Consider the following 15,709-nt stretch of genomic DNA (forward strand, 5'->3'; position numbering starts at 1 on the left):
TTGGTTTTCTCTGCTTATACCGCAAGAATAATAAGACGATACAGCAGTATTTATTTTTCATGTTTATCTATGAACCAGCAGGTTCATGATTAGTTTCACCCTACTAGAGTGTTTTTTGTTAGTAAATATGCGAATAATCACCAATTCCGTAACGGAAACAAAAGCAACTATTAAAATAAACTTATTTTTGCTATCTGAAAATGCCTATAGATGTTGTTTTTTTTAACTTTTTTTTAGACAGTTGCCTTTAACCAAGTAACTTTTTAGTTTTTTCTGTCTCCCAGGAGATCTCTGGCCAGCTTACCAGGCTAGACAGAATTATAAAAAAATGAGGCTTATGGTATCCTATACCCGTCCTTCACGCGATACACTTCCCGGGCCCCCTCCATGAGGATCAAGACGTGTCCTATCTGCACAGTTTCAAGGTTGGTCGTAAATGCAATATCTTCTATTCTCGCAAATCTTTCCTTCTTGCAGATCTCTTGTATTGCCCCTCTGACCTGCTTCACAAGTTCAGCCTGGCTTTTTGTCCTTCCAAAATTATATATTCCATAATCCTGGTCATCTGACAGCGTGGACAGGCTGGCTCGCATAAGCCCGATGGCATACTTCACATGCTCTTCCGTGATCTTCGCTGCTAACTCCCTTCGAGCAACGGCCCGGGCAATCCTGTTAATATTATTTACCTGCCTCGCCCCGATAACAGGATAATCAGCTGATATCGTCCTGAGTTTAAGATAATATTCTTTTATTATTTTCTGTGCGCTCGGTTCAAATTCTGGAACGGGTTTTGTCCTGGCATATATCACATATTTCTTGAACAGTTCGGGAGTAATAACTCGCGGCATGTTTTTTCTACTCGCTTTTGGGTTGCTATGCATCGAATTTATACTATCTGCAACAATGCTGTCCCTTTCTTTGTCATGAACGTCACGGACCACGAAGATCATATCGAATCTCTGATATATATAACTCGGAAGGACAGCCCCTATCTGGGATATTACATCTTCCTTTTTCAGATATCCTCCCTTTGGATTCGCTGCTCCCAATACAGCAGCACGGGTATTGAACGGGATATCATTCTTTCCTATTTTACTGACAAGCTGTATCTGGTCATTAAGAACGGTTACAAGGCAATTAAGATCCTTATCTTCATGCACTTTATCAAGCTCATCCAAACCCGCAACCCCCTGATCTGCCTGGCTGAAAAAACCACTCTTAACACACCATTCACCCCCTTCCTGAACTGCAACCGTGCTCAATCCCCCCCTTGTCATGTTGGTTACTTGCCCGAATTTCCCCTTCGGCGCAAGATATACCACATCTCTTATTATCTGTGATTTCGCAACACCGGGATCCCCAAACAACAGCACATGAATACTGCTTCTCTCTATCACATCACGCGGGTCAAGGTCCCAACACCAATCAGAGAATAATGATAGGCTGCAAGCGTCCTTGATTTCAAGAGAACCATATATGTTCGGGGCTATCAATTCCAGGATAGTTTGTCTAAGTTCAGATGGGGTTTTGGCCCACTCATCAAAAAGCTTGATCTCTTCCTCGGTAGGCGGCTCAGTGTTACTGTCATCTGCAAATTTGATGCTGCATACTTCGATCATTTGATCAAAATAAGTTGATTTAGTTTTCGGCCCTATTACCGTTTGTCGGGTCCTCACGATACCACAAACACGGATCACTTTTGCATCCCGCTCCCAGGGTGGGCGGCACAAGCTTCCGCTGAAATGAGCTGTGATTGTTACCTGGCCGCCTCGAAGTGACTCTATCACTATCTCCTGTGCATCCCTATACTCACTCTCAGGGGGGTCAAGAAGCTTGAATGGGCCTTTTCTTTCACAAACATCATTCTCACACAGATATGGTTCAGCATACACTCCACTTTGCGGCAGATACGTTATTTCACCACACCTAGCACATTTGAATGCGCCAATAACGAGCTCAGATTTCGGAATGATCTGTGTTGCCACCCTCCCCTCCACTTCTACAAATTTCCCAACATGCCTGGTTTTTATATCTTCTACCTGAAGCACGTTACCAGTATTAATTATACTCACAACAGGCCTGAACTCACTGTCTGCAGGAGCAATTATTTTACGAAGGGAGTTATTTAATTTATTTATAGCCTGGGTAGGTTTGTTCTCCAACATTTCTACAGCATAAGGGAACCCCTTCAACAGTGTGTTATACTCTATATCAATAAACTCGTTTTCATCATTAATACAGGTTAAGAACTCGCTCCAATAATATTTTTTGATGAAAGTCTCCATGCTTTTATCGAAATTTCCATCCGCTCTCTCTGTTCTCTGGAGAGTCTCATATCTCACTCTCCCGCTTTTTGTATATTGGAATTTTGCAGGATCATCACCAATTTTCTCAAAATAATCAGTACGGGAAAACGTGTCATTCCACCGACTGATAGCTGTTGCTTTTTCAATCCGCAACCGGTCTGAAATGATATCTATTATTTCCGAACGCGTCCACTGCTGTTTTCCGGTGTCGCCAAGGAGGGATATGACTGTATCGTAAGTATTCATCTTCTCCCCTTACTCTTCCGGGTCTAACTCATCCTGCTCTGTATTAACCGGGCAATCATCACTATGTGAGCACGACTCACAATCACCCTCATTCCAGCACTTATTTTCTGTCCCTCCGGATATCTGCGATCCTGCCGAGCTCACCCCACCCCTGCGGACAGAATCACCTTTGAGTGCCTTCTCAGGATTCTTGAATAGCGGATGTAACAGGTTCTTGCAGTCTTCAAGCCTGAATACAAGGTACTCCAGGAACAGCCCAATATTAGCCTCATAATCTTTCTGCTCCATGATTAGCTGGCCCCGATACGTCTTTGCAGTGATCGTTCTCATTTCAGGTTCTTTTGGGAGAATCTTTTTCCATTCTGGTTCGTCTTTTCCGATACATTCAAGCCCACCCGTATCTTTTTCCCTGTACCATTTCGTATATTCATATGTCTTGCCGTTCTTTTCCATCCGGCTTGTCTTCTGTTTGTAAGACGCCCTTATGCTTCGGCAATCACTCATCCATTTACCGCGTGCAAATTCATTTTTGGATATCAGTTCTTCAAGAACTCTGCTGGCATTGATCACTACTATTATATTTTTCATAATCTCTCATAAAAAAACTAGGCGGTAAGGGCTGTTGAGTGTGCCCCTCTCAGTTGATCGTCTTTTCTGTCTTCCATGGGAACAGCTGCAGATCTCACCGGCAGGACAGAATCATAAGCTGAAAGTCGCATGTTTCCTTTGTAATTGAAACCGATACAAAGCTTATCTGCACCAAACCACACACTGATACCATGCCTGCCACAGAAAGCAAGCAATTTCTTAAGGTCTTGGCATGTCAAAAAAAGCACGCTGTATTTATCTATTCGCTCATATTTCAGTGACACATCCTGATCGAGAGTGATACAGCTATTACATGAAAGTGCACCGCCCATCTCGTTTTCTTTCAAGAATTGTGAAAATAATTCCCTTAACCTTTCTGTTCTCATCTTTCCTCTTTTTTATTTTGGTTGAAAACTTCGTGTTTTTCTTCTTTATCATCTCTTTCCCCACTCTCTGCTGGTTTTATCCTGATACCATGAAACGGTATAATCTCCAAAAACCCTTCATCCCTCAAATCATAAAGTAGCTCGTCGCGTTCTTGTTTTTGTACTCTCCACCACGATAGAATCCGTTTTACCTCCGGGAATGAGATAATCTTATTTTTGGAATATGCCCGCGTCCTCAATGCTTGTAAAAAAAACCTCCTTACGTCTTTATTAGCAGAAGGTGCAATCTTAACAGTGGGATCTGTTTTCGAGTTCTGCCCGCTGGTAACGGGCGGTACTTTCCCTATCATTTTTGCTCCCCCTGCTCTGCTGCCTCTATAATCTCCTTGCAAGTTTGTGATAGCAGGGGATTGTCAGACTTTGCCCATTGTTTGATCTCATCACCTTGGGCCTTCATTCGCCCCTCAGCAAAGTTAATAAAAGATAGTTTGTATTTACTCATGCTGCATCCTTCCCGATTGATGGGTGTGGCTGCATTCCGCTGGTTCTCTTGCCAGGGTTTCAGCGGGTGCAAATTCTTTTACTCTCTGTACTATCCAATTGCGAATTAAGGAGGTATAAGGCAACTCTTCATTTTTCGCAATTTCTTTGACCCGACCCAGGGTCTTTTCTGAAAGTTGAAGATTAACTTGTTTCATAGGGATTTCACCTATGCAGCATAGGTTTTTAGTCATATATAAAAAGAACATAAACAAATATAACATATTATACAAATTATACTAATTCCAAAATAAAGTATACGTCTTTTTCTGGTAAAAACATAGGGGGTTATCGGAATCAATAAAACCCCATTGATTTCTGTCTTCCAGGAATCTGGAGATCTCATCTGCAGCACGGACAGAAAATCTATTCTGTCCCCCAGGCAGCCCAGGCCTGTGATCGGGACCTAGACAGAATTGGAAAAAAATACTCTGTATAATGGAGCATATAACGGAGAAAACAGAATCCATTAATAAAATTATTGCTTCGCTGCCATCGCTGCCGTGATAAGCTCCATCTGACGTTTCATGGTCTCCATATCTGCTTTTTGCTTATCCATTTGTGCCTTTAGCTCACTGTTTTCCTCGGCGAGCTTCTTACTATCCTTACAGGTCTTGCATAAGCTGCCTGCCTGGATCAATCGCCCACATTCAACACATCTTGAAGCTAAGGGGTTTATTATGGTCTTGCCGTTGCCATTCTCGCCCATGCCCTTGGCGTCTCTGTATCCACTGCTCTTTAATTGCTCTCGAAGGTGAATATATGTAGAAAGCATAGCGCTATGAGGTATCCCCCAAAATCTATAAGATAATTGTGTTTCGCTTAAATTCAATCCTGCTGCGTGGGTAATGGCTGAATGCCTGAAATTATGCGGATTAACGGGTTTTGTGGTGCCTGCGAGTTTCGCTAATTTTCTCAAAATAAGTATAACTCCCATCTGGGATAAATCGAAAAATTGTTTAGAAGGATTGCATTTTAGCCATTCTTGGACATATCCATAAATTTCTAAGCAAATAACCGATCTTGAGCCAGTCTTGCATCCTTCAATATTTGGGATATGGAGCGTTACTTCCTGTTTCATATCATCCGATTCTATCATATCGATGGTTAATGACAATAGCTCACCAATCCTTAATCCTGATTCAAACAGGGTTGCGACAATACAACGGTCTCTCTCAATAGTCGCAACATTGATGAGCTTCTTAATATCCTCCGGTGTCAAGATATCAGACGGGTTTATAGTCCGTTTCCCCTTGGATATCTGCATCCGTTTAACTTTTCTCATCATGATTGAGTACTTTTCGTTATCCGTTTCATCTAGGCAAAACTGATAAAATTGAATAAATCGCTGCTGGCATAAATGGATAGAACTATTTTTCTGGTTTTTGTCCCTCAATCCTTCAAAGTACTTCTTTAAATCCTCAATAGTTAAATTCTCAATGGGCTTTCCAATATCGCTTTGTGCATTTTCCAAAGTCGATTTGATAACATCTAATGTGTTCTTTGTTCTTCCCTTTGAGATTAGGCTATTTTTAAATTCTTCAAGTAAATCGGATCTCATTTCATCACCATTGTAACTAATGCTACCGCTTACTATTTAAAATATCCCAAGTTTTTTAAGTACTTTTACGAAGAAGACAAAATAGTTAAAGCTACATAGTAGTTAAAGCTGCATACTCCTCATCGATAAGGTCATCCACCATAATCCCGTTCTCAACTGCAATGAGAATGGCGCTGACCTCTATTGATACCTGTTTTGCAAACTCTTCCTGTTTTTTATTTATCATTGCAATTACTTTTCTCTTTTCTATTCCCGTGCCCTGTATTATCCGGTCAATTATCCTGTCGAAAATTGTTTTGTTCTCCGTAATAACGGGAGTTGTTTTGTTCTCCGCAATAACGGGTTTCCATCCGGAAGGTAACTCAATTTTTGATATATCAAATGAAGGACGTACAAGTTCTCCTTCGCGTATTAAAAGCCCCGAATTCTGGGCATCGCTTAATATGGTCTTTGCCTGCTCAGGATTGAACCATTTCAAATCCAGGGAGAGCGCAAGAATAAATTCCATATCTTTTAGCGTATCTTTTCCCTTTCTTTTAAAGGGCATTGATACGGTATAAGTAAGATCAGACATTGCCAGCCTTTCTTTTTATCTCTTCAACAATGGTGTCAGCTATTCTTTCAGGATCAGTCCTTTCCAGGCCATCGATAAGATGTATGTTCATAGTAAGTACCCTGTTATCAAGGTTTGTCCTTACAAGATATGTATCTCCTTTAAAAGCAACACGGTTATAGTTTGCATCAAGTACAGAATATTGCAGGTTAATTTTAAAATCAATTGTTCCTTCCGGTGTAATATCTTTTAGCACTGGATCTAGAGTGTTCTTATTAAGAGGAACAAAATCAACGCTTTTATCTGCTATTTCAACTTCAATGCTTCTTTTTGCCTGTATAGGAGTTGCTTTACGGTCCGGGCCATCTGTGACAAATGTACCGAACTGGCCATTCAGCCCTGCAATTGTTTTTACCAGGAAAGGGAGGTCGGCTTCGAATCTAAATTTACGTTCAAATTCCGGGTTTTGCGGGAAAAGGTGATAAGTACGTCTCATATCAGCATGTATCGTCATGAAATCTTAAAAGCTTATTGCTTTGCGTTACAGAAATGGGGTTCAAATGGGGAAGAAAGCTCCCGACTTCAGTCGTGGAGATGAATTTCCCCTTTGAAATAAACACGGATTAGTTTCACCCCGCTCAGCTAAGATTCAAGACCAAAACTATCCATACGACAATATGAAATATGAATAGCAAAACTCCCTCTTTCGTACTGGAACTACCATTAGAAACCACATCAGTACAGGAGACCGACATTTTAACACGGCTGGAAGCTGGAAGGCATTTGTATAATGCCTGTCTTGGAGAAGCTCTGAAAAGACTTGACCTTATCAGGCAGTCCAAAGAGTACAAGAAAATCATAGTATTACCAGCAGGTAAAGAAAGAACTGAAAAATTCAGAAATTTGAATGGAGAATACGGTTTCACAGAGTATGCTCTTCATGATCATGCCGGTACGATAAGAGATAGTTGGATCAAAGAGCATATCAACAGCCATATAACACAGAAAATAGCTACAAGAGCGTTCAAAGCGGTCCAGAAAAAGGCATTCGGGAAAGCCAAAAATGTAAGGTTCAAAGGCAAGAACCAGTTCGATACCCTCGAAGGGAAAAATAACCTGACCGGGTTAATTTTCAGGAATAATACGTTATACTGGTCGGGTCTGGAAATACCATGCATGATCGATGAAACTAATAAAGTCATCGCATACGGCTTAAAATCTGAACATAAGATCAAATACTGCCGGATCGTCAGGAGAAAGATCTATTCAAAGAACAGGTTCTATGTCCAGCTCATCCTTGAAGGAAAACCCTACCCAGAAACCAGAACATAAGATAGGTAATGAAGAAATAGGCCTGGATGTTGGTCCAGGTACAATAGCTATTGTGGGAGGTACAAAAGCTGAATTGAAACAGTTCTGCAGTGAACTTGTATCTAAACAGGAAGAGAAACGGAAACTGCAGAGGAAAATGGACAGGCAGAGACGGGCAAATAACCCCCAGAATTATAATACGAATGGAAATGTCAAGAAGGGTAAGAAGAAATGGAAAAAATCCAATCATTATAACAAAACAAGCAGTCAGGCAGCAGAACTCGATAGGAAATTGGCTGTCCACAGAAAATCTCTTCATGGAAAAGATATTAACGAGATCATAGCCATGGGAACGAGAATAAAGACCGAAAAAATCTCCTACAAGTCATGGCAGAAGAATTTTGGAAAATCAGTGCTAATGAGAGCACCGTCAATGTTCATAAGTAACCTCAAAAGAAAAGCTGAGAATGCTGGAGGATACTTGAACGAATTCCCTACAAACAGCACAAAGCTGTCTCAGGTATGCCATATCTGCGGAAATGCAGTTAAAAAACCGCTCAGCCAGAGATGGCATATTTGCTGTGGTATAGAAATGCAAAGAGACCTGTATTCAGCATTTCTGAGCAAATGTGTTGATGTGAAAAGTAACTCCCTTGATATAGCCAGGGCAAAATTGCTCTGGCCAGGTCTGGAACCAGTCCTGAACGAAGCGGTATCAAGGGCATACCAATCTGCAAATGGTGGGAAAATCCTTCCTGCCAGCTTCGGAGTAGGCCGGAGACTGAGCGGATCGCCCGTTAAACCGGAAGCGACTATAACTGAGGCTGTGGATGCTGTAATCCGAATCAATGAAGATGAGAGCCACAGAGAGGTTATATAAACTCTGGAATCTCCTGCCTTCAGGCATGGAGAGGGCTCAATCTATAATGGATATTCCTTTACCTATTGTGGTTATAAAAGCCTCGCTTTTTACCTGTTTTTCAGAAAAAGCCTGTATCATCGCTTCTGCAATTTTCTCTCTTTCATCCATATTGCAAACCGCTATCAATGTGGGCCCTGAACCACTGATAGTCACACCGGCTGCACCTGCCTGGATCGCACTCTGTTTGACCTCATTGTATCCTTTTATAAGGTTTGAACGGATCTCCTCGATTACATGGTTGGCCATGCTTTCCCCGATAAGTCTTATATCATTCTTCATCATTCCGACAACCATAGAAGCGGCATTTCCAGTATTAAATGAAATATCTTCAAGGGACAGTTTTTTTGGAAGGATAGCACGGGCATGGCGCGTGCTGACGATGATTTCGGGATGAACTGCAACTATGCCAATGTTCTCGGGGCAAAGAGAAATTATTTTATCTTTATGCACAATGACAAAACCACCATAGATAGCAGGTGCTACATTGTCGGCATGAGCAGCTCCTGATACTGCTTTTTCACCCTGTGCGGCTATTTGCACAAGTTCATTCTGTGAAAGCCCGAGTTCAAACATCTCGTTTATTCCAAATGCCACTCCTGCCGCAGGCGCAGCACTGCTTCCAAGCCCGCTTGAAAGTGGAATATTCCTGTGTATCGTGATATTCACAGGGATCTTCATGATCGAAGCAACGATGCCTGCAATATTTCTTTGCGGGTCAGCTGGAATGAACTGGGAATCTCTTCCGAGCATTACTATTTTTGTACTATCGCTTTTTTCGATTTCAATTATATCATAAGGAATTTCAAGTGCAATTCCGAATACATCAAAGCCTGCCCCCAGGTTAGCAGAAGTCGCAGGAACTCTTATTTTCAAATGATCTTTTGCCATTATCTTTTATAACCAATAGTTCGAAGGAATGATCTTCTTTCTTCTTTGTCCGCTGTGCTTTCAATCCCCTTTGGTTTTTCACCATCAATGACGCCAAGTATGCCCCGGCCCAGGTTCGTTTCAGCTATAATAACTTCCACTGGATTGGATGTAGCGCAAAAAATATTACATACTTCCTGAATACTTTTAACCGGATTCAGGACATTTATGGGGTATGCATTTCGCATGAATATTATGAAGCTATGGCCGCAGCCAAGTTCCATGGCATTACTCTGCGCCGCTTTGATAAGTTCCTCATCATTTCCATCACTCCTTACAAGACATTTTCCCGATGCCTCGCAAAAGGCCAGGCCAAATTTAATCCCCGGGGCCGAAGTGATAAGTGCTTCGTAAAGATCCTCAGCGCTTTTTATGAAATGCGACTGGCCAAGGATCAGGTTCGTATCGGAAGGCGCCGTTATTTGTATAGATTTTAGTTCCATGTGTTTCTCCCATAATTATTATTGTTTTGTTGGTATTTAAATGATGCTGATTTATATAATTCCCGGATCATAAGCATGTTTATAACATTTATGCACAAAATCTATGCATAGAATTTAATTTATGCAAAACTCAGATGAGTCAGGCAATTTAAGCAAACGGATTGATTGTTTTTAGCCAGGGAACCTTTTTAAAATCCATATCATTTTCCGTATAAATTGAAAATACATTATTCTCTCTCATTGTTGCAGCCAGTAATGCGTCCCAGTAATAGATGCCGGTTTTTGTGCTAATTCCGATAGCTGACGTAATTGTTTGGGCATTATAATTAAGGACATGCCAGCCCTGGAAATCTATGATATGCTCAATAAAGTCTTTTGCGACCTTTGCAGGTATCGGATTTGAAATCTTTTTTGTTACAACAACATAGAACTCAGAAAGATTCTGTACAGAAACGGCAAGATCTCGTTTTCTTTTCCAGCAGTCAGCTACCAGCTCATTGCATATCTTCCTCTTTTTGGGTTCGCTTTCATCAAAAACATAGCTCAATAGGTTTGAATCGATAAGAACAAGTTCATCTCTCATAGAGTTCATCCCTGTCCCTGTATAATCTCTTACCGAAATCGAATTTCAGTTCAAGGAGCTTTAATGCTTCCTGCGCTATCTTTTCCTGCCTTTTTTCATATACCCATTTTTGCATTGCTTCATTCAGAGCTTTTCCAAGGTCGCCTTTTCTGGCCCCATAAACGCTGCGGACGAGCTTTCTGAAGTCTTTTTCGACATCATCCTTGACGTTTACTGTTATCGTGCCCATGAATGTAAATGAGTTTTTGATGTATTTAAATGTATTGTAAATTTAAATTTAAAGTTCAAAGTTCATTTTTGCCTTTCTTGTGGGGCAAAATCATGGGAATTTGCCCTATATATGAATAAATACAGGGAAACATTAGTGTATATATTTTTAGATAGACAATCAGACGCACTAAACCTTCAGTTCATCAATATGTATCATTTCTTCAACATCAAGTAAAATCGACAACTCCTGCGTATCTATTTCAATATCGTTTTCCTGCACGAGTGCCATGGGATTCGTTCCGCCGATCACAACAATCCCAAGTTTATCCCTTCCCACCTGGATACCCAGTATGTCATTATTGGGCTCCCCGACCTCAAGGATACATGAGAATCCTGCTTCAACGAGTGAATCAAGCACCTGCTCTATCCTGTCGCGGGCCGACATGGGAGCTTCACGCAGATTTGCCAGTATCTTTCCTGTGCCAGTGCTGATCATCTGGGTTACGGATGTGAGCTCCTGGGACATAAAAACATCAAGAGGATCGATCGTCGTGCTATCATACGTCAAAACATCGGTAAATCTCAAAGGCGAACCCTCATGGATTTCAACGACACCCCCTAATATTGGTTTTACAGGTATTCCGGCTTTTAGCAGCACACCATCTATGGTAATGCTGCAGGCCGTAGCTATTCCAATCTTTCCGGTTTCAATTTTAAGATTTCCAATTTTTTCTCCCGGGCGTATTATTTTAATATACGGGCTTACTGCAAGTCCGCTATGAATGGCCTGCCTGAAAAGACCAATGATTTTTTTAAAATCCGGTTCATTGACTATGGAAATATTTACGATTATTTTACCTTTTCTTTTTACCTGATCAAAGGTAACCTCATACATCATATTTTCGATCCTTGAAATTATGAACATTAAATCGGCCATATTAATTCAGCAACCATGTATAATTACGATGAGTCATAAACATACCGAAAGATTAAGTATTTTAGACATGTAAGAAGTGGTATCTATGAATAAGCAGGTAGTAATTGATATTGTTAAAAATATTTTCGCTAACCGTGGTTACAGCATAAGTTCATCTGAGATGTGCGACCTGCTTGCTGAAAAGGATACGGAACATTTCCTTATTAAAGTTGAAAAAGATCCTAATTATAATAATATGAGATATTTTTCAAATATGGTAAAAAGATATGGTAAGGGAATAGTAATATCAGATTCCTTTGATGAAAAGATCCGCATGCTCGCACTTAATGATGGGCTTATATTATGGGACAGGGGGGAGCTTGAAATGCAAATCGGAAGAATGGTACTGAAAGAAGCGCTTAATAAGCATGGGGAAACGGCTGAAAATGCATATAGTATTTTTTCATCATCAATGATTCAAGAACCGATGGAAGTAAATGAACTTCAAACAAAAGAACATTTAACAAAGGATGAAAATGAAAAAACCATAAAAGTAATGCTTCGCTGCATACCTGTAAATATAGGGAAAAAAGATGCTTTATCAATAGCTGAAGCTAAAATCGGAACGCCAAAAATCCAGACACTGAAATTTATCCCGGTCTGGTATTATAGTTATTCTTTTAACGTCCAGAAGAAATATAAATCAAAAATGGTTGACCTGACGGGTAATGGTGAAGGATACATCCATGCCATAACCGGTGAGAATTTTTTTAATAAATACAGTGATATCAGGGAAAATATCATGACACCTACCCAGAATTATGAGATAATGCAGCCTTCTATCCAGAAAAAGGAGGCTTCGGAAAAAGCCATAAATTCCATTATCAGGGAACACACTAAGCAAGTCAGGCTGAATGAAATGATAGGTGATACCATAGTCTTTGAAAACAGGATATTTTCACCTGACTCATCTGAAATTAATCTTAAGATCAATCTATTATATGTTCCTGTCTGGGAGATAAAAGGTAAACGCGAAGTAATAGATATAAACGGCTATGACGGGCATATAATGGCAATTAAGCTCTACAACGATGCTGAACTGGTCTGAACCTGGATAGAATTCAAAATATTCATCTCCAGATTAACAAATTCATTGATTTTTTTGTATATTGTTATTTTTCCTTCCCCTGTGGCAGAATATTTCTTCGTCCTCATGTTTCCCTTCTCGAATTCTGCATATATTATCCCGTCCTTCTTGAGCTTATATAAAGTCGTATATACAGTCCCCTGGCTCAATAAAACATTATATTTTTTGTTAATCTCTTTAATTATCTCCAGGCCGCACATAGGTTTTTCAGACAGGAACTTTAATAATATAATCTCCAGGTGGCTTTTGACTATTTCCTCTCTACAGGCAACATTATTACAAAAGCTCACATCAAAATGATCCAGTGAATTGTTGACTTTATTTATTGAAAATATCTGCCCGGATGTATCCAGAAGTCTTAGATTATCATAGTAATGTTTTACTTTTAGTAAGGATTTCATCCTTTCACATAATATATCCATATCAAAAGGTTTGGACAGGAATTCATCTGCTCCCGCCTGAATAGCCTTTATCCTGTCAGACTTGTCCTTGAGGTTGCTAATCAATATTATCGGAATTGATATTGTTTTTTCATTGTTCTTAAGTTTCCTGCAGACTTCGTAGCCACTCATGCCCTGCATTATTATATCAAGGAGTATTAAATCCGGAAGTGATTTTTCGACCTGTTTTAATGCTTCATTTCCATTAAAAGCCTTCATTATCTCGTAATCAGTTGAAAGAATCCCATCCAGCAGTTCGACATTTACAGGTTCATCATCCACTACAAGTATCCTGAGTTTTTCCATGATATCATTTTTCCATTTTTTGAAAACCTATGTAAAGAGACGAATAGATTAGTTAGCAGGAGCAAATATATAATGTGATTTGTGAAAAATGTGTGAAAAAATAAAAAAGAAAAAGCAGCTTCCTCAGGTGATAGCTGCTGCGGAATCGGAAGAAATGGTGTTTATGTTATGAAGTTCTTTAGCTGTTCATATTCTTTAGTTTTCTCATGAGCAAGTGCAGGTTTGTGCTCCGATTCTCTTACAGCTTCACCGAGATTGAACTTTGCAACTTCAGCCAGCAATTCATTTGACAGTTTTGCAAGCTCCTGGGCTGCATTCACAAGCTGGTCCATTGAAGCAGATTGCTCTTGGGCAGCTGCTGATGTTTCTTCTGTGCCTGCTACTGATTCTTCACTAATTGCCGACACGGCCTCGACCGAGGCTGTTACTTCTTCAACCGAGGCAGACTGTTCTTCAGCGGCCGTCGCGATTTCCTGTACCATCGTGGCAACATCTGCCGCAGCCTTGACTATCCGGTTGATGGCGCCTACAGTTTCCTCAATAGTCTTTGCCCCTTCGCCAACGGTCTTTGTGCCCTGTTCCATTGTGGTTACAGCCTGCTTTGTACCCATCTGGATTTCTTTGATCAATCCTGTAATCTGTGTAGCTGCGCCTCTTGATTCCTCGGCAAGTTTTCGCACTTCATCGGCAACTACCGCAAAACCTTTGCCGTGTTCTCCAGCCCGTGCAGCTTCTATGGCCGCGTTCAGGGCAAGAAGGTTGGTCTGGTCTGCAATAGTGGTTATTACGCCGATAATCTCGCCAATCTGCTGGGATTTACCGTCAAGCTGTTTTATAACCGTTGCAGAATTATCCACCGTTGACTGGATATCTGTCATCTTTTGAGCCACATCCGCTGACATCTTGCCCACTTCCTGGGCTGTTGTGCTGGCAGCTGTCGCACCTTCCGCAGCTTTCTGGGAATTCATGGCAACCTGCTGGACGCTTTCTGACATTTCCTTCATTGCACGGCTTACTTCGACCATCTTGGATGCCTGCTGGCTCACACCTGATGCTATATCCTGGCTGGTGTTTGAGATCTGCTCTGTCGAGGCTTTCATCTCCTCACTTGATGCCGAAAGTTCCTGGGCTGTGGATGCGACATTAATAGCAGATTTTTGCACCTTTCCGAGTACGCCCTTAAGGTTCTGGGCCATGGTATGGATAGCTATAGAAAGCTGCCCGATCTCATCTTTCGAGTCACTCTTTATTTTGACTGTGAGATCACCTTCTGCGACTTTATTTGATGCGTGAAGCATCGTATCTACAGGTCTGGTGATTGCGCGGGAGACATAGATTCCAATGCCAAGTCCGGAGACTATTGCCACTATGGAAAGTATTATAACCATGGTATCAGCGGTTGAATTTGTATTTTCAATTTCGGCAAGAGCCACAACTTTATCGGTCTCAAAATCTACCAGGAATTCGGCCGTTATAGGCTCTATAGCACGGATATATGTTGTGAGTTCTTCTGTTTTAGATGCAATCTTAGCATCTATATCCACTATCCTGTCAAAAACTGTTGTATAAACGAGGAGCTTTGCATTAACATCATCTTTGATATTATCGGATAACTTGCTGGCAGAAATATCATTTTGAAATACTTTTACATTATTATGGAACGTCTTTATTGACGCATCATCTTTCCTTATAACATAATTCTTCTCATCCCGCCTGAGTTCAAGTATATCCATCCTGAGCAGATAATCATTCTGCGTCTTGAGCACGTTCTCGATCTCACGAGCCGCTAATATTTGTTGGTTCTGTAATCCTGAGCTTTCATTCAGACCTTTTTCTTTATTGAGTTCAACGACCTCAAGAAATACTTTTTGATAACCAGTTATAGCAGTTATCATTTTTACTACCATATCCTTTCTTTCCTGAGGAATATTAAGTTTCTGTATCGTCTCAGCATCTGTAGTGACATTCTTAACCGAAACTTTTACTTTATCAACATATATTAGATCTTTACTGGCAAAAAAGTCATTCTCATTACGTCTTGCTTCAAGCATGTTGACATTGATTTCAAGAGCTTTTTCTTTTGCCGTGATTTCATTAACAATTAATTTATTTGCTTCCTGGTCTATTTTACCAAGGTTAGTTATGCTTACTACAGCCACAATTATAAGCAAGATGCTGACCAGCCCGAATCCACCAACCAGTTTCCTGCTTAAAGACATATCTCTTATACTTAACATAAAAATCTCCTTCGTTTTTGCCTCTGGATGATTAGTATATCCAAAAAATAATTTTAGATTAATTAAACCTTTATTGTTTAAGATATG

The 15,709-nt window shown here is 40.5% G+C and carries 18 protein-coding genes; 3 read left to right on the top strand and 15 right to left on the bottom strand.

Going from position 1 to position 15,709, the window contains the following annotated elements; genetic code table 11:
- Nucleotides 1-335: 335 nt before the first annotated feature.
- The 8 genes from FIB07_16255 to FIB07_16290 all read right to left on the bottom strand — a co-directional run bounded on the left by FIB07_16255 (nucleotide 336) and on the right by FIB07_16290 (nucleotide 6,676).
- Nucleotides 336-2,552: a minichromosome maintenance protein MCM gene (locus FIB07_16255; GenBank protein ID NJD54402.1), complete on the bottom strand. Its 2,217-nt coding sequence runs from the start codon at nucleotides 2,550-2,552 to the stop codon at nucleotides 336-338.
- Nucleotides 2,553-2,561: 9 nt separating this feature from the next.
- The gene (locus tag FIB07_16260; GenBank protein ID NJD54403.1) at nucleotides 2,562-3,140 is read right to left on the bottom strand and encodes a hypothetical protein; all 579 of its coding nucleotides are present in this window, start codon (nucleotides 3,138-3,140) and stop codon (nucleotides 2,562-2,564) included.
- Nucleotides 3,141-3,157: 17 nt separating this feature from the next.
- Nucleotides 3,158-3,526, bottom strand: a complete 369-nt coding sequence (locus FIB07_16265) for a hypothetical protein (GenBank protein NJD54404.1) — start codon at nucleotides 3,524-3,526, stop codon at nucleotides 3,158-3,160.
- Complete coding sequence (locus FIB07_16270; protein NJD54405.1) at nucleotides 3,523-3,876, bottom strand: hypothetical protein; 354 nt, start codon at nucleotides 3,874-3,876, stop codon at nucleotides 3,523-3,525. The genes FIB07_16265 and FIB07_16270 overlap by 4 nt, the downstream gene beginning before the upstream one ends.
- A 144-nt stretch (nucleotides 3,877-4,020) precedes the next feature.
- The gene (locus tag FIB07_16275) at nucleotides 4,021-4,224 is read right to left on the bottom strand and encodes a hypothetical protein (protein NJD54406.1); all 204 of its coding nucleotides are present in this window, start codon (nucleotides 4,222-4,224) and stop codon (nucleotides 4,021-4,023) included.
- Between the two features lie 320 nt (nucleotides 4,225-4,544).
- Nucleotides 4,545-5,627 (bottom strand): hypothetical protein, encoded by a 1,083-nt coding sequence (locus FIB07_16280; GenBank protein NJD54407.1) that lies wholly within the window; start codon nucleotides 5,625-5,627, stop codon nucleotides 4,545-4,547.
- A gap of 91 nt (nucleotides 5,628-5,718) precedes the next feature.
- Nucleotides 5,719-6,201, bottom strand: a complete 483-nt coding sequence (locus tag FIB07_16285; GenBank protein ID NJD54408.1) for a DUF2240 family protein — start codon at nucleotides 6,199-6,201, stop codon at nucleotides 5,719-5,721.
- On the bottom strand, nucleotides 6,194-6,676 hold the full coding sequence (locus FIB07_16290) for a hypothetical protein (protein ID NJD54409.1): 483 nt from the start codon (nucleotides 6,674-6,676) through the stop codon (nucleotides 6,194-6,196). The genes FIB07_16285 and FIB07_16290 overlap by 8 nt, the downstream gene beginning before the upstream one ends.
- A 188-nt stretch (nucleotides 6,677-6,864) precedes the next feature.
- On the opposite strand from FIB07_16290, the gene FIB07_16295 reads away from it, so the two are divergent.
- Complete coding sequence (locus FIB07_16295) at nucleotides 6,865-7,512, top strand: hypothetical protein (protein ID NJD54410.1); 648 nt, start codon at nucleotides 6,865-6,867, stop codon at nucleotides 7,510-7,512.
- Nucleotides 7,463-8,371, top strand: a complete 909-nt coding sequence (locus FIB07_16300) for a transposase (GenBank protein NJD54411.1) — start codon at nucleotides 7,463-7,465, stop codon at nucleotides 8,369-8,371. The genes FIB07_16295 and FIB07_16300 overlap by 50 nt, the downstream gene beginning before the upstream one ends.
- Nucleotides 8,372-8,407: 36 nt before the next feature.
- Here FIB07_16300 and FIB07_16305 read toward each other — a convergent pair whose 3' ends face one another.
- The 5 genes from FIB07_16305 to FIB07_16325 all read right to left on the bottom strand — a co-directional run bounded on the left by FIB07_16305 (nucleotide 8,408) and on the right by FIB07_16325 (nucleotide 11,513).
- Nucleotides 8,408-9,301: a homoserine kinase gene (locus FIB07_16305; protein NJD54412.1), complete on the bottom strand. Its 894-nt coding sequence runs from the start codon at nucleotides 9,299-9,301 to the stop codon at nucleotides 8,408-8,410.
- Nucleotides 9,301-9,783, bottom strand: a complete 483-nt coding sequence (locus FIB07_16310; GenBank protein ID NJD54413.1) for an adenosine monophosphate-protein transferase — start codon at nucleotides 9,781-9,783, stop codon at nucleotides 9,301-9,303. Before FIB07_16310 ends, FIB07_16305 begins: the two co-directional genes overlap by 1 nt.
- A gap of 148 nt (nucleotides 9,784-9,931) precedes the next feature.
- On the bottom strand, nucleotides 9,932-10,375 hold the full coding sequence (locus FIB07_16315; GenBank protein ID NJD54414.1) for a PIN domain-containing protein: 444 nt from the start codon (nucleotides 10,373-10,375) through the stop codon (nucleotides 9,932-9,934).
- Nucleotides 10,356-10,595 carry a hypothetical protein gene (locus FIB07_16320; GenBank protein ID NJD54415.1) on the bottom strand — a complete coding sequence of 80 codons (240 nt, stop codon included), beginning with the start codon at nucleotides 10,593-10,595 and terminating at the stop codon, nucleotides 10,356-10,358. Before FIB07_16320 ends, FIB07_16315 begins: the two co-directional genes overlap by 20 nt.
- A 168-nt stretch (nucleotides 10,596-10,763) precedes the next feature.
- Nucleotides 10,764-11,513: a DUF128 domain-containing protein gene (locus FIB07_16325; GenBank protein ID NJD54416.1), complete on the bottom strand. Its 750-nt coding sequence runs from the start codon at nucleotides 11,511-11,513 to the stop codon at nucleotides 10,764-10,766.
- 85 nt (nucleotides 11,514-11,598) lie between these two features.
- Here FIB07_16325 and FIB07_16330 point away from each other — a divergent pair, with 85 nt between their 5' ends.
- Entirely contained in the window at nucleotides 11,599-12,600 is a 1,002-nt protein-coding gene (locus tag FIB07_16330) for a hypothetical protein (GenBank protein NJD54417.1), read from the top strand.
- On the opposite strand, the gene FIB07_16335 is transcribed toward FIB07_16330, so the two are convergent.
- Both FIB07_16335 and FIB07_16340 read right to left on the bottom strand, forming a co-directional pair.
- Complete coding sequence (locus FIB07_16335) at nucleotides 12,576-13,385, bottom strand: response regulator (protein NJD54418.1); 810 nt, start codon at nucleotides 13,383-13,385, stop codon at nucleotides 12,576-12,578. The two genes, FIB07_16330 and FIB07_16335, sit on opposite strands and share 25 nt — an antisense overlap.
- A 161-nt stretch (nucleotides 13,386-13,546) precedes the next feature.
- Nucleotides 13,547-15,622 (bottom strand): HAMP domain-containing protein, encoded by a 2,076-nt coding sequence (locus FIB07_16340; protein ID NJD54419.1) that lies wholly within the window; start codon nucleotides 15,620-15,622, stop codon nucleotides 13,547-13,549.
- Nucleotides 15,623-15,709 lie beyond the last annotated feature (87 nt).

The organism is Candidatus Methanoperedens sp. (assembly GCA_012026795.1).
Taxonomy (GTDB): Archaea; Halobacteriota; Methanosarcinia; order Methanosarcinales; family Methanoperedenaceae; genus Methanoperedens.

What these genes read in the sequence shown, in the direction of transcription:
- FIB07_16255 (NJD54402.1), bottom strand. Translation starts at nt 2,552, where the DNA reads ATGAATACTTACGATACAGTCATATCCCTCCTTGGCGACACCGGAAAA.
- FIB07_16260 (NJD54403.1), bottom strand. Translation starts at nt 3,140, where the DNA reads ATGAAAAATATAATAGTAGTGATCAATGCCAGCAGAGTTCTTGAAGAA.
- FIB07_16265 (NJD54404.1), bottom strand. Translation starts at nt 3,526, where the DNA reads ATGAGAACAGAAAGGTTAAGGGAATTATTTTCACAATTCTTGAAAGAA.
- FIB07_16270 (NJD54405.1), bottom strand. Translation starts at nt 3,876, where the DNA reads ATGATAGGGAAAGTACCGCCCGTTACCAGCGGGCAGAACTCGAAAACA.
- FIB07_16275 (NJD54406.1), bottom strand. Translation starts at nt 4,224, where the DNA reads ATGAAACAAGTTAATCTTCAACTTTCAGAAAAGACCCTGGGTCGGGTC.
- FIB07_16280 (NJD54407.1), bottom strand. Translation starts at nt 5,627, where the DNA reads ATGAGATCCGATTTACTTGAAGAATTTAAAAATAGCCTAATCTCAAAG.
- FIB07_16285 (NJD54408.1), bottom strand. Translation starts at nt 6,201, where the DNA reads ATGTCTGATCTTACTTATACCGTATCAATGCCCTTTAAAAGAAAGGGA.
- FIB07_16290 (NJD54409.1), bottom strand. Translation starts at nt 6,676, where the DNA reads ATGAGACGTACTTATCACCTTTTCCCGCAAAACCCGGAATTTGAACGT.
- FIB07_16295 (NJD54410.1), top strand. Translation starts at nt 6,865, where the DNA reads ATGAATAGCAAAACTCCCTCTTTCGTACTGGAACTACCATTAGAAACC.
- FIB07_16300 (NJD54411.1), top strand. Translation starts at nt 7,463, where the DNA reads ATGTCCAGCTCATCCTTGAAGGAAAACCCTACCCAGAAACCAGAACAT.
- FIB07_16305 (NJD54412.1), bottom strand. Translation starts at nt 9,301, where the DNA reads ATGGCAAAAGATCATTTGAAAATAAGAGTTCCTGCGACTTCTGCTAAC.
- FIB07_16310 (NJD54413.1), bottom strand. Translation starts at nt 9,783, where the DNA reads ATGGAACTAAAATCTATACAAATAACGGCGCCTTCCGATACGAACCTG.
- FIB07_16315 (NJD54414.1), bottom strand. Translation starts at nt 10,375, where the DNA reads ATGAACTCTATGAGAGATGAACTTGTTCTTATCGATTCAAACCTATTG.
- FIB07_16320 (NJD54415.1), bottom strand. Translation starts at nt 10,595, where the DNA reads ATGGGCACGATAACAGTAAACGTCAAGGATGATGTCGAAAAAGACTTC.
- FIB07_16325 (NJD54416.1), bottom strand. Translation starts at nt 11,513, where the DNA reads ATGGCCGATTTAATGTTCATAATTTCAAGGATCGAAAATATGATGTAT.
- FIB07_16330 (NJD54417.1), top strand. Translation starts at nt 11,599, where the DNA reads ATGAATAAGCAGGTAGTAATTGATATTGTTAAAAATATTTTCGCTAAC.
- FIB07_16335 (NJD54418.1), bottom strand. Translation starts at nt 13,385, where the DNA reads ATGGAAAAACTCAGGATACTTGTAGTGGATGATGAACCTGTAAATGTC.
- FIB07_16340 (NJD54419.1), bottom strand. Translation starts at nt 15,622, where the DNA reads ATGTTAAGTATAAGAGATATGTCTTTAAGCAGGAAACTGGTTGGTGGA.